Here is a 12,697-nt window from a genome sequence, read left to right as displayed (position 1 = left end):
GCAGGGGACCGACCCGGCCTACGGGATCGACCCGGCCGACGGAACCGAAGCGCCCTCCTCCGCCTCCCCCACCGCCGCGAAGCCCCCGCGCCGGAAGGTGAGCTGGCAGAAGCTCACCTTCGTGCCCGCCCTGCTGGTGGCGATGCTGCTGGCGACCTGGCTGTGGTTCCAGCAGGCCGACCTGGACGCGGTCTCGGAGAACGCGTTGTCGAACGGCCAGGTCTCCAAGGCGCTGTGGCAGCACGTGGAACTCACGGTGATCTCCACGTTCTTCGTGCTGATCATCGCGATCCCGCTGGGGATCCTGCTTACCCGGCGGGCGTTCCGGAAGGCGACCCCGGTGGCCATGGCGCTCGCCAACATGGGCCAGGCGACCCCCGCGATCGGTCTGCTCGCGCTGCTGGTGATCTGGCTCGGCATCGGCCGCAAGGCGGCTCTGATCGGCATGATCGCCTACGCCGTTCTGCCCGTGCTGTCCAACACGATCGCGGGTCTGAAGGCCAACGACCCGACGCTGCTGGAGGCGGCGCGCGGCATCGGCATGTCCCCGACGGGCGTGCTGACCCGGGTGGAACTGCCGCTCGCGGTCCCGCTGATCCTGGCGGGCGTCCGCACGGCCCTGGTCCTGAACGTCGGTACGGCCACCCTGGCGGTCTTCGGCGGGGGCGGCGGCCTGGGCGTACTGATCACGGCCGGCATCACCAACCAGCGCATGCCGGTCCTGGTGCTGGGCTCGGTCCTCACCGTCGCCCTCGCCCTGCTGGTGGACTGGCTGGCGTCACTGGCGGAAGTGCTGCTGCGGCCACGGGGGTTGGAGACATGAGGCGCGGGACGCGTGTGCTCCTGGCCGCGGCGCTCCTGGTGTCCTCGGGGTGCGGACTGACCAGCGGATCCCCCATGGCCGACGACGTGAAGCCCGGCTCGATCGGACAGGGCGAGCCTCTCAAGGGCGCCGAGCTGACGGTGACGTCGAAGTCGTTCACCGAGCAGCTGATCCTCGGCGCGATCATGGGCATCGCCTTCCAGGCGGCGGGCGCGGAGGTGGTCGACCGCACCGGCATCCAGGGTTCCATCGGCAGCCGGGAGGCGGTGCGCAAGGGGGAGGCGGACGCCGGGTACGAGTACACGGGCACGGCCTGGATCACGTACCTGGGCCGCAGCGACCCGATCCCCGACCCGCGGGCACAGTGGGAGGCGGTGCGCAAGGCCGACGCGAAGAACGGGGTGACCTGGCTGGAGCCCTCCGCCCTGAACAACACCTACGCCCTGGCGATGAACCAGGCCAACCACCGCAAGTACCGCACGAACACCCTCTCCGAGGTCGCCGCCCTGTCGAAGTCCGACCCCGGCGCGGTGACCCTGTGCGTCGAGGTCGAGTTCGCCAACCGCGCGGACGGCCTGCCGGGCATGGAGAAGGCGTACGGCATGGACCTGCCGGCGAGGAACATCACCCAGATGGACACCGGGATCATCTACACCCAGGTCGCGAAGGGCAGTTGCGTCTACGGGGAGGTCTTCACGACGGACGGCCGCATCAAGTCGATGAACCTCGTGGTCATGGCCGACGACAAGAAGTTCTTCCCCAACTACAACGCCGCGCCCATGATCAACACCAAGACCCTGGAGAAATGGCCGGCCATCCCGAAGATCCTCGACCCCATCAGCAGGAAGCTGGACAACTCCGTGGCGCAGGACCTGAACGCGAAGGTGGACGTGGACGGGGAGGATCCGCATCAGGTGGCGTTGGACTGGATGAAGGAGGAGGGGTTCGTGAAGTAGCGGACCCGCCCGGGATCGAACCCCTGACAGCTATCGAACCCCTAGCAGCTGTTGAACCCCTAGCAGCTGGGGACGGTGCCCTTCTTACTCTCCAGGGCCTCCAGGGCGTCCACCGTGCCCTTGAGGGTGGTCACCGGGATGAGGCGGAGGCCCTTGGGGAGTTCTGCCTTCGCGTCGGAGCACTCTGCCTTGGGGACGAGGAAGACCGTGGCGCCGTCCCGGCTGGCCGCCTGGGTCTTCAGGGAGACTCCGCCGACCGCGCCGACCTTGCCGGCGGCGTCGATGGTGCCGGTGCCGGCGATGGTGCGGCCGCCGGTGAGGTCGCCGCCGGTGCCGTCGCCGTTCAGCTTGTCGATGATGCCGAGGGAGAAGAGGAGGCCGGCGCTGGGGCCGCCCACGTCCGCGAGGGTGAGGGTGACCTTGATGTTCTTGTCGTTCAGGTCCAGGTAGTTCAGCGCGGCCTCGGTCGCGGCGTCCTGGGACTCCTTCATCTGCTCGCTGTTGTACTGCTCGATCTCCCGGGTGCTCTGCCCGCTCGGATAGACCGAGTCACGCGGCATGACCGCCTTCTCCGTGCTGAACCAGGCGTCGAGCACGTCGCCGAACCGCACGTCCGTGTCGGGCGAGGTCGCCTCGATGGTCGTCATGCGCAGCTCACCGCTGGTGTCCCGGGTCGGCGCACCGGAGATCGTGATCACCGGCTCGCCCTTGTTCTCGCCCAGGACGTCCGCCGTCAGACCGGGCTGCGTCAGCGAGAACGGCAGTGGCGCGAAAGCCGCCGTGGCGAGCAGGGCCACGACCGGCAGGGCGCAGACGGCGACGGCCCGGGGGCGCGTGAGACGAGAGAACACGGGATCAATCTAACGTGGCGACGGAATCCGGCCGGGTGCAGGTCGGAGCTGCCAGGATGCCCCGTTCAGATCACGTACAGGTCTCGGCGTCCCTCGGTGAAGCGCCGCAGCACCTCCGGCAGCGGCTCCACCCCGATGCCCGGCGCCCGCGGGACCGGAAGATGGCCGTCCACCAGTACGAACGGTTCCGTGACGTCCTCGGCGAAGTAGCGGCCGGACGCCGAGGTGTCGCCGGGGAGGGTGAAGCCGGGCAGGGCCGCCAGGGCCAGGTTCGGGGCGCGTCCGATGCCCGTCTCCAGCATGCCCCCGCACCACACCGGCACCCCGTGCGCGTACGCCACGTCATGCACCCGTCGCGCCTCCAGGTACCCCCCGACCCGCGCCGGCTTCACGTTCACCACCCGGCACGCGTCCATCGCGATGGCGGACGCGGTGTCACGGGCGCTGTGCAGGGACTCGTCCAGGCAGACAGGGGTCGCGATGCGCTGTTGGAGGCGGGCGTGGGCGTACAGGTCGTTCTCCCCCAGCGGCTCCTCGATCAGCAGCAGCCCGAACTCGTCGAGCCGCCGTAGATGCTCGGCGTCCGCGAGCGTGTACGCCGTGTTCGCGTCGACCTGGAGCGGCAGCTCCGCCCCGAAGCGCGCGCGTACGGCCCGTACGGGTTCGAGGTCCCACCCCGGCTCGATCTTCAGCTTGATCCGCACGTACCCCTCCGCGAGATACCCCTCGACGGCGTCCAGCAGCTCGGCGATCGTCCGGTGGATCCCGACCGACACCCCGGCCGGCACCCGCTCCCGCACCGCCCCGAGATACGTGGCCAGCGACATCCCGTACGACCGCAGCTCCGCGTCCAGTACGGCCGTCTCCAGCGCCGCCTTCGCCAGCTCGTGCCCCTTGATCCCGGCCGTCGCGGGCGCGAGGTGGGCCACAGCACCCCCTAGCACGGGCAGCGCGGCGACGCGCGGCAGCAGGAAGTCACGCAGCACGATCTCCGCGCCGGCCACGAACTCCGAGCAGTACAGCGGCTCGGGGTCGCCCGCGAACTCCGACCAGCCCTCGGCTGTGTCCGTGACGACGTGCAGCAGGAAGGTGTCCTTCGTCGTCATGGTGCCGAAGGACGTACGGAAGGGGCTGACCAGCGGAATCGCGACGTGGACGAGCTCGACGCGTTCGAGTTTCACGAGGCGGCCTCCCGACGGATCAGCGTGTACCAGCCGTCCCGAGACATACCCGTCGCGACGAAGCCGTCGGCGAAGGCCTTCGTGAACACCTCCCGCACGGCCCGCCGCCAGCGCAGCGCCAGCTCGGGATCGGCGGCCCGCAGCGCGACGATGTCGTCCGGCACCCGGCACCAGACGTACCGGTCGGAGAGGTCGCGGCGGGCGAGCGGGCCTCCGTCGGGGGCCGCGTGGGTGGTGGGCGCCGCCTCGCGGTCACCGGGTCCCCCGGCGCCCTCGTCCCGCCCCGGCTCGACCAGGTCCCAGGTCACCGCCAGCCGGTCGGTCTCGTCGCCGTCGTTCACGCCGTCCGCCATGGGGCCGTAGAAGTCGACGAGGTACTCTGTGCCCTCGGCGCCCAGCTTGACGAAGTTGAACCGCGCGTTGCGCCCGACCAGCGGATCGAAGGTCCAGCGCATGCTCCGGGCACCATGCTCCAGCGCCCAGTCCCGCTGAGCGAACTTGAGGTGGCTCCCGAGCCCCCTCTCGGCAGCCGTGAGCATGGAGTACGTCTCCTTGGACGCGGGCGGCCCGAACACCGCGACGGACGCCCCGACCAGCCTCGTCCCGTCGTAAGCGGCATGAACCGCCCCGCCCGCGTGGTCGAGGCTGTGCAGCGTCTCGGGTAACAGGGGCGGTGCGCTGCGGGGCGTCTGCCATACGTCACTGAAGTAGTCGGCGACAGCGGCGAACCCGGTGGGTTCGTGGACGGTGCGGATGCTCATGCTCAGCGAGGTCATGACACGAGTGTCGGAGGTGGTCCGGGGCCCTGCCTAGTGCACGGACGCGTCAGCGCAGGGCCTCCGCCACCTCCCGTCCCGTGTCAGCGCAGCGCCTCCGCCACCTCCCGTGCCGCGTCCACGACCCGCGGACCCACCCGTTCCGGCACCGCGTCGGCGAGCATCACCACGCCCACGCTGCCCTCGACGCCGGTGACCCCGATCAGCGGCGCGGCCGCCCCGCTCGCTCCGGCCTCCAACTCCCCGTGGGTCAGGGTGTATCCGGGGTGGTCCAGCGTCTGCTGCCGGGCGGCGAGGATGGCCCGGCCCGCGGCACCGCGGTCCAGGGGGTGCCGGAAACCGGCCCGATAGGCCACGTGATAGTCCGTCCACGTCGGTTCGACCACGGCGACCGCCAGCGCCTCCGTGCCGTCCACCAGCGTCAGATGGGCCGTCGCCCCTATGTCCTCGGCGAGCGAGCGCAGCGCGGGCAGCGCGGCCTCCCGTACCAGCGGGTGCACCTGTCGGCCCAGGCGCAGCACGCCGAGCCCGACCCGGGCGCGGCCGCCCAGGTCACGGCGTACGAGTGCGTGCTGTTCAAGCGTGGCGAGCAGCCGGTACACAACGGTCCGGTTCACGCCCAGTTTGTTGGATAGCTCGGTGACGGTCAGCCCGTGGTCCGTGTCGGCCAGCAGCTTGAGGACGCGCAGTCCCCGGTCGAGCGTCTGAGAGGTCTCCGCGGTCACGACGCCCACTCCTTAGTGGTGAGGTCGGCAGCCCCCTCGCGGCGGATGCGTCACCGAGTCCCGTCAGTGACGCGCTTCAGAGGCCGCCGATCGGCCGGCGGCTCGGACTGTCCGAACCGCGTCGCTTCACGGCTGCGCTCCGCGGCGGCGCTGCCACGGGGCGTGTGCGTAGCGGGACATTAGCGAAGCCGGTTCGCTGAGCGGAAGGCTCCGTCCAGAATCCGGTCAGCGACGGGGACGGACCAGGCCGGTTTGCCCGGAAAGGAGCGGGGCGTGGAGCCTCTGATGGGCGCGGAGCGCCCCATAGGGGCGCGGGGCCTTATCGATTTGCGGCTCCGCCGCGTGGGCGCGACAAGCCCCCACGGCCCGCAGCCGACATACGACCTGCCGAACCGCTTACTTCATCCGCGTAGCCCACTCCTGCACCTTGGCAATACGCTGCCGCAACTGCCCCGCCGTGGCCTCCGCACTCGGCGGCCCCCCGCACACCCGCCGCAGCTCGGTGTGGATCACCCCGTGCGGCTTCCCGCTCTGATGCACATACGCGCTGACCATCGTGTTGAGCTGCTTACGGAGCTCCATCATCTCCTTGTGCGAGACGACGGGCCGCCGCTCGGCGGGCAACTCCAGCAGATCCGCCTCGGCGTCCGGCTTCTTGCGGCTGTGCGCGATCTGCCGTGCCTGCCGCTTCTGGAGCAGGAGTTGGACCTGGTCGGGCTCCAGCAGCCCCGGGATCCCGAGGTAGTCCTGCTCCTCCTCGCTGCCCGGGTGGGCCTGCATGCCGAACTCGGCACCGTCGTAGAGCACCCGGTCGAAGACGGCCTCGGACTCCAGCGCCTCGAAGGAGAACTGCTCCTGCTCGCCGGTGTCCTCGTCCTGCTCCTTGTTCGCCTCCTCCATCTCCTTCTCGGATTCGGCGTACGGGTCCTCCTCGCCCTCCTTCTTCGGCTTGTCGAGGGCGTGGTCGCGCTCGACCTCCATCTCGTTGGCGAAGGTGAGGAGGTCGGGGACGGTCGGCAGGAAGACGGAGGCGGTCTCACCGCGCCGGCGCGACCGTACGAAGCGTCCGACGGCCTGCGCGAAGAACAGCGGGGTGGAGATGGTCGTGGCGTACACCCCGACGGCCAGCCGCGGCACGTCGACGCCCTCCGAGACCATCCGTACGGCGACCATCCACCGGTCGTTGCTCCCGCTGAAGTCGTCGATCCGCTTGGACGCGCCCGCGTCGTCGGAGAGGACGAGGGTCGCCCTGCTGCCGGTGATCTCGCGGATGAGCTTGGCGTAGGCGCGGGCGGAGTCCTGGTCGGAGGCGATGACGAGGGCGCCGGCGTCCGGGATGCCCTTCCTGACCTCGGTCAGCCGCTGGTCGGCGGCGCGCAGCACGCTCGGCATCCACTCGCCGCGCGGATCCAGGGCCGTACGCCAGGCCTGGCTGATCGCGTCCTTGGTCATCGGCTCGCCGAGCCGGGCGGCGATCTCGTCACCGGCCTTCGTCCGCCAGCGCATGTTGCCGCTGTAGGAGAGGAAGATGACGGGCCGCACGACGTGGTCGGCGAGCGCGTTGCCGTAGCCGTAGGTGTAGTCGGCGGCGGACCGCCGGATTCCGTCGTTGCCCTCCTCGTACGTGACGAAGGGGATGGGGTTGGTGTCGGACCGGAAGGGCGTACCGGTGAGCGCGAGCCGGCGCGTGGCGGGCTCGAAGGCTTCGAGGCAGGCCTCGCCCCAGGACTTGCTGTCACCGGCGTGATGGATCTCGTCGAGGATGACGAGGGTCTTGCGCTGCTCGACCCGGTTGCGGTGCAGCATGGGCCGCACACCGACACCGGCGTACGTCACGGCGACGCCCTGGTAGTCCTTGCCGAGCGGTCCCGCGCTGTACTCGGGGTCGAGCTTGATGCCTATCCGCGCGGCGGCCTCGGCCCACTGCTTCTTCAGATGCTCGGTCGGCGCGACCACGGTCACCTGCTGGACGACATGGTGGTGCAGCAGCCAGGAGGCGAGCGTCAGGGCGAAGGTCGTCTTCCCGGCGCCGGGCGTGGCGACCGCGAGGAAGTCACGCGGCTGCTCCTGGATGTACTTCTCCATCGCCCCCTGCTGCCAGGCACGCAGCTTGCTGGCGGTGCCCCAGGGGGCGCGGCCGGGGAAGGCGGGGGAAAGGTGGTGGGAGGAGGCGGCGGTGGTAGTCACGGTCTCCGTAAGGGGTTGGGCGGCCAGGCTGGGTATGACAACCGGGCCACCCTACCGGCGGGGCCGCGGGGGCAGGACGCCGACCGGGCGGGGTCGCCCGTGGGTGGGATCGAGGTCACATCGCCGCGTGCAGTGCCCTCAAGCGGAGGGCGATCAGGGCCACGTCCTCCAGGCCGCCGGACGCCACCTCGATGACGAGCTTGTATGCCTCGTCCTGGTCGACGCCGAGCATCTCGGTGCCGTTGAAGTCGAGAAAGACGACGGTGCACATCCACGCCATGCGCTTGTTGCCGTCCACCAGGGGACGGTTCACAGCCAGCGACTGGAGCAGCGCCGCAGCCTTCTCGAAGAGGTCCGTGTATGCCTCGACGCCGAACATCTGCGACTGGGGGCGATGGACGGCCGAGCTGAGCAGACCCAAGTCACGCACGGCAACCTGCGTCTGCTCCCCGCACGCCAACTCGGCCAGGTCCAGGACTTCCTGGACCGTGAGGTACTTCATCTACTCCCCCAGCCTCCGCAGCAGATCGGCGTGGCCCGCCGCGTACTTCGCACCCAGGCGCCGCACCGTGGCCCGGTCGGCCTCCTGCTCCAGATACCGGTCGATCGCCTGAAGCACTATGGCGTGCATGCTGCGCCCCTCCTCCTCAGCGCGCTGCTTCAGTGCCTCCTGCTGATCGTCACGCAGACGAAGGTTCATAGCCATACCACGACGGTACCACCAGTGGGGCCAGATTGGTACCAATCAGGCCAGTACCCGCAACCGCGTGGTCACCCAAGCCCCCACCAACGCCACCCCCGCCATCGGCAGGAACACCGCCACGAACGCCGCCGGATGCGCTCCGGAAACCCCCGTCGCCGCATGGCTCACCGCCCCGCCCCCGAGGGCCGCGAACGCCGCACCCCCCGCCGCCAGCAGCACCACGTTCGACAGCGCGTCCGAGATCTGCAGAGCCGCCGAGTTCGTACCCGCGTCCTCGGGCGCGGAGAGCTGAAGCAGCAGCACACTGCTGGAGGCGATCACCAGCCCCATCCCGAAGCACCCGAAGGCCCAGGCGACGGCCAGCGTCCAGGCGGGCACGGAGTCGATCAGCACGCTCGGCGCGGCCGCGATGGAGGCCGCCACGAGCACCATCCCCAACGTCATCAGGCGTTCCCGATACGGCTCCGCCCGCGGCCGCGACTGCACCCACGACCCCAGCGCCCACGTCCCGCCGCCCGCCGCGAGGGAGAACCCGGCCAGCGTCGGCGACAGCCCTCGCTGGGTGACCAGCATGAGCGGCACGAAGGACTCGGCCGCGACGAACGACCCCGCGGCCACCCCGCGCAACAGCACCACGGACGGCAGCCCGCGCGCCGCCCGGTACGTGCCGCGCGGGAGCAGCCCGAGCACGGCCGGCACGAGGAGGGCGACGCCTGCGACGCCGGGAACGAGGGAGAGCCACCGCAGGTCCTGGGCGGCGTACTGGAGCAGTCCCGCGCCGAGGGAGATGCCGAGGGCGAGCCGGATGCGGCGCCGGTCGAAGGACGCGCTGCCGGCCGAGTCGTCGACGGGCCCCGCCGCCCGCCGCCGTATCTGCGGAAGGGCGAGCGCGAGCGGGAAGACGACCAGCACCGGGATCCCGACGAACACCCACCGCCAGCCCAGATGCTCGGTCACCGCGCCGGACGCCAGCGGCCCCACGATCGACGGCACGACCCAGCTCGCCGCGAACGCCGCCATGATCGCCGGCCGCAGCCGCTCGGGGTAGGCCCGCCCGACGACGACGTACAGGGCGACGATCACCAGCCCGCCGCCCAGCCCCTGCACGGCCCGCCCGAGGATGAACAGCCACATGGCCCCCGCGGTCCCGGACAGCAGCAGCCCGGCCCCGAAGGAGGCGATCCCGGCCGTCAGCGCCCCGAGCGGCCCCCGCCGGTCCGACCACTGCCCCGCGAGCACCATCCCGAAGAGGCTGGTGGTGAAGTACCCCGAGAACGCGAAGGCGTACAACGACACCCCGTCCAGCTCCCGCGCCGCCACCGGCATGGCCGTCCCGACGGCGGTCGCCTCGAAGGCGATCAGCAGCACGACGGACACGATCCCGACACTCAGGGCCCGATAGGCCCTGCTCATCACGGTCTCCTCGGCCTCGGGGGCTCTCTTGGTGACGTCGGCGTCACGCGCTTCAAGGGCGGTCATGACCGCCAGCGTAAGGGCCGCAACCAACTTTGACCCCTGTCGAGAGACGGGCCCCACCCTGCGACCTTGGTCGTACGACCCCGCCTTTCATGAACGCCGTGTGGCAGTCCCATTGCACCCCCACCGATTCCCTTGAGCCCGGCCCAGCCCCCTGCATACGCTCACTTCACCGATCAAGCCCGGCCCAACCCGCACCAACCGGACCGGACTTGCCGACGGCCGTGTGCCCGAGTGGTTCAGGGGCTCGCCTGCAAAGCGAGTTACGTGGGTTCGAATCCCGCCACGGCCTCCACACACCTCCCCGACGCCCGGCAGCGCCTCCGCGGCGCCGCCCCCTCACTGAGGATGCGGCCCGCGAACCGCAGGTGTTGAATGGAGATCAGCGTCCGCCGCGTCCGCCGCGCCTTCGCGATTCGCGATCGGCACTCGACGCCGACACCTTCCTCATGCCGTTCGAGGTCAGCCATGAGCAGGACATTCCGGATGCGCCTATGCGCGGCAGTGATCGCGCCGATACTGGTACTCAGCGGAGGTTACGCGTACGCCGCGCCCGCGAAATACGGTGATCCGATGCAGGAGGACATAGACGCGGCGGTGCAGGGCGTGGACGAGTTCTGGAAGAAGCACTGGTCGGATTACTTCACCGAAAGCTACACCTCACCCCAGGTGTTGGGCCTGTACGACGGCACGGCGGCGGACGCTCCCACCTGCGACGGCGTCCCGCTGGAGGCGGGCAACGCGGTCTACTGCCCGTCGGAGGACTTTCTCGCGTGGGACGTCGGTCTGATGAAAGAGGGCTATGCGACCGGGGACAGTTACGTGTATTTCGTAGTCGCTCATGAATGGGGGCACGCGATACAGAGCCGACTGGACGTCACCTTGCAGGAGGTCTCCACGGAACTCCAGGCGGACTGTATCGCGGGAGCGGAACTCCAAGGCGCCCAGGAGGACGAATCGATCGTCTTCGAGGAAGGGGACGCCGCCGAACTGGAGCAAGCGATACACAGCGTTTCCGACCAGCTCCCCTGGACGAATCCCGAAGACCACGGGGACGCCAATCAGCGGACCAAGGCCTTTGTCCGGGGCCTGAACGGCGGAGTCAACGCCTGCCTCCCCCTGACGGCCTAGCGGCACCGCAGCACCGCTGGCACGCCTGGCACCCCTTCGCAACATCTCCTCAAACAGCGGCACAACCCTGGGCATCTTCCCGATGTCCAGGAGATGACTGGACCGTAATCCTCCGGTCGCCGTGCTTCCTGTCCCGAGGAGACCAACCCGTGCGCCAGCGCATCCGCCCCTCGCACAACAGCCCCTCGCACATCCGTCACCCGGCCGCCCTCGTGGCCGCCGCCGCGATCGTCACGGCCGTTCCCGCGGCCCTCGCGCCCCCGGCTCACGCCGAGGAGGGCGAACCCTCCCTGGTGATCTCGAATCTGCCGGCCACGTCTCCCAAGCCGGGCGAGGTGTACGACGAGTCCGTCGTCATCACCAACAAGGGCACCGCGGCAGCCGACGGCGTCACCTTCCGGATCCGGCTGACCCGAGGGCTCGACTTCCCCGACAAGACGGTGCCGGGCTGCACCTACTCGACCGTCGGGGACCAGGTCGGGCAGGCGCTCTGCGAACTCGACACCGTCATCGAACCCGGCACCTCGGTCGAGACGCCCGTACGCTTCAAGGCCCTGCCCCACGCGCTGATGGAGGCCGTCGAGTACGGCACGTCAGCGACCGGTACGGCCCCGGGCGAGGGGTTCGACGACAGCAACCGCCGGCTGACCCTGACCGCGGACAGCTCGGCCGATCTCGTCGCCGTCGGTGAGGACACCGAGGCGCTCGCGGGCGACCGGCAGTCCGTCACGGTGCAGCTCCGCAACGACGGCCCCGGCTGGATCCAGAACCAGGACAGCGACGACCAGACGGCGCTCATGGTGCGGATCCCACCGGGCACGGTCGCCGCCGAAGTACCCGACGAGTGCGCGCCGTTCGGCGTCGACGGCCCGTCCGGTCCCGGAGGGACGCCGGGCAAGGCCAAGTACGTCTGCTGGCCCGCCGACCACACCCTCGACGTGAACGAGTCCCTCTCCTTCACCTTCATGCTGGACATCGACGACGACGCGAAGACCACCACGGGCGAGGTGAAGGCGACCTCCGTCTACGACATCCACCCGGCCTTCGACAAGAACCCCGCCAACGACAAGGCCCAGATCCGCATCGCCATCCCGACCGACTACGAGCCCGGACCGTCCCCCTCCGACGGCCCGACCGACGACGCCTCCACCCCGGCCGGCCACGGCAACGACCCCGAGGGCCAGTCCGTCGGCGGCACGGGCGGCACCGGCAGCACATCGGCGGGCACCTCGACCGGCGGCACCGGCGCCGCCACCACCGGCTCCGTCAACGGCAACCTCGCCAGCACCGGCTCCGACGGCACCCCGCTCATCGCCGGCGCCGCAGCCACCGCCGCGGCCCTCGGCGGCGTCCTGGTCATGGCCGTACGCCGCCGCCGCGCCACCGCCACCGCCAAGTCCTAGGGATACGGCGTCGTCCGCGCGACGTGGGCCTGGAGGAGCCGCCGCGAGTTCTCGAACCCCTGGCGGGCGTAGGCCGGGACGGCCCGGCGTGAGGAGTGGACGGTGACCCGCTCCAGCCCCAGGCGCTCGGCCTGCGCCAGGGTCTCGGTGATCAGCCGCCCGCCCAGCCCTGCGTCGCGTGCCTCCGGCACCACGTACACGCACTGGAGATCACCGGACGCCCGGTCCAGCGCGTGCGGCGTCGGCACGCGCCGCACCACCGCCAGCCACGCCATGCCGATGACCCCGGTGCCGTTCACCAGCACCATGCAGCGGTGCGAAGCGGCGTTCTGCTCGGCCCACGCCACGAAGTGGCGTACGAAGGCGTCACGTTCGACGTCCGCCGGTGCCGCGCTGTCGTTCTCCACGAGCCACCGCCAGCGCAGTTCCGCTACGGCGGGCAACTCATCCGGTTCCGCTTGGCGGACGACCACATGGTCCATGCC

At 70.4% G+C, this 12,697-nt stretch carries 13 protein-coding genes and 1 tRNA gene; 5 read left to right on the top strand and 9 right to left on the bottom strand.

Annotation, left to right across the window (positions count from 1 at the left end):
- Nucleotides 1-25 precede the first annotated feature (25 nt).
- Both L0P92_RS19860 and L0P92_RS19855 read left to right on the top strand, forming a co-directional pair.
- Nucleotides 26-823 carry an ABC transporter permease gene (locus L0P92_RS19860; RefSeq protein WP_234764138.1) on the top strand — a complete coding sequence of 266 codons (798 nt, stop codon included), beginning with the start codon at nt 26-28 and terminating at the stop codon, nt 821-823.
- On the top strand, nt 820-1,779 hold the full coding sequence (locus L0P92_RS19855) for a glycine betaine ABC transporter substrate-binding protein (RefSeq protein WP_234764136.1): 960 nt from the start codon (nt 820-822) through the stop codon (nt 1,777-1,779). Before L0P92_RS19860 ends, L0P92_RS19855 begins: the two co-directional genes overlap by 4 nt.
- 59 nt (nt 1,780-1,838) lie before the next feature.
- Here the strand turns inward: L0P92_RS19855 and L0P92_RS19850 are convergent, their stop codons facing one another.
- From L0P92_RS19850 to L0P92_RS19815, 8 genes are all read right to left on the bottom strand, one after another.
- A complete protein-coding gene (locus L0P92_RS19850; RefSeq protein ID WP_234764135.1) occupies nt 1,839-2,630 on the bottom strand; it encodes a S16 family serine protease in 792 nt (263 codons plus the stop codon).
- A 65-nt stretch (nt 2,631-2,695) separates the two neighbouring features.
- Nucleotides 2,696-3,811: an o-succinylbenzoate synthase gene (menC, locus tag L0P92_RS19845; RefSeq protein ID WP_234764134.1), complete on the bottom strand. Its 1,116-nt coding sequence runs from the start codon at nt 3,809-3,811 to the stop codon at nt 2,696-2,698.
- Nucleotides 3,808-4,587 (bottom strand): chorismate synthase, encoded by a 780-nt coding sequence (locus tag L0P92_RS19840; RefSeq protein WP_234764133.1) that lies wholly within the window; start codon nt 4,585-4,587, stop codon nt 3,808-3,810. The genes menC and L0P92_RS19840 overlap by 4 nt, the downstream gene beginning before the upstream one ends.
- 83 nt (nt 4,588-4,670) lie before the next feature.
- Entirely contained in the window at nt 4,671-5,312 is a 642-nt protein-coding gene (locus tag L0P92_RS19835) for an IclR family transcriptional regulator (RefSeq protein ID WP_234764132.1), read from the bottom strand.
- Nucleotides 5,313-5,708: 396 nt separating this feature from the next.
- Entirely contained in the window at nt 5,709-7,499 is a 1,791-nt protein-coding gene (locus L0P92_RS19830) for a DEAD/DEAH box helicase (RefSeq protein ID WP_234764131.1), read from the bottom strand.
- Between the two features lie 115 nt (nt 7,500-7,614).
- Nucleotides 7,615-8,001 (bottom strand): type II toxin-antitoxin system death-on-curing family toxin, encoded by a 387-nt coding sequence (locus L0P92_RS19825; protein ID WP_234764130.1) that lies wholly within the window; start codon nt 7,999-8,001, stop codon nt 7,615-7,617.
- Nucleotides 8,002-8,199 (bottom strand): ribbon-helix-helix protein, CopG family, encoded by a 198-nt coding sequence (locus L0P92_RS19820; RefSeq protein WP_234764137.1) that lies wholly within the window; start codon nt 8,197-8,199, stop codon nt 8,002-8,004. It lies immediately after the preceding gene.
- A gap of 45 nt (nt 8,200-8,244) precedes the next feature.
- A complete protein-coding gene (locus L0P92_RS19815; protein WP_234764129.1) occupies nt 8,245-9,681 on the bottom strand; it encodes an MFS transporter in 1,437 nt (478 codons plus the stop codon).
- Nucleotides 9,682-9,898: 217 nt separating this feature from the next.
- Here L0P92_RS19815 and L0P92_RS19810 point away from each other — a divergent pair.
- The 3 genes from L0P92_RS19810 to L0P92_RS19800 all read left to right on the top strand — a co-directional run bounded on the left by L0P92_RS19810 (nt 9,899) and on the right by L0P92_RS19800 (nt 12,212).
- Nucleotides 9,899-9,973: transfer RNA gene (locus L0P92_RS19810), tRNA-Cys, on the top strand.
- 173 nt (nt 9,974-10,146) lie between these two features.
- Entirely contained in the window at nt 10,147-10,809 is a 663-nt protein-coding gene (locus L0P92_RS19805; protein WP_234764128.1) for a neutral zinc metallopeptidase, read from the top strand.
- A 149-nt stretch (nt 10,810-10,958) separates the two neighbouring features.
- On the top strand, nt 10,959-12,212 hold the full coding sequence (locus L0P92_RS19800) for an LPXTG cell wall anchor domain-containing protein (protein WP_234764127.1): 1,254 nt from the start codon (nt 10,959-10,961) through the stop codon (nt 12,210-12,212).
- Here the strand turns inward: L0P92_RS19800 and L0P92_RS19795 are convergent.
- A complete protein-coding gene (locus L0P92_RS19795; RefSeq protein WP_234764126.1) occupies nt 12,209-12,694 on the bottom strand; it encodes a GNAT family N-acetyltransferase in 486 nt (161 codons plus the stop codon). The genes L0P92_RS19800 and L0P92_RS19795 overlap by 4 nt on opposite strands.
- Between the last annotated feature and the right edge of the window lie 3 nt (nt 12,695-12,697).

Source organism: Streptomyces muensis, from assembly GCF_021474425.1.
Classification (GTDB): Bacteria; Actinomycetota; Actinomycetes; order Streptomycetales; family Streptomycetaceae; genus Streptomyces; species Streptomyces muensis.
Note: the sequence above shows the minus strand (reverse complement) of the source record. Positions and strands in the feature narration are given on the sequence as shown.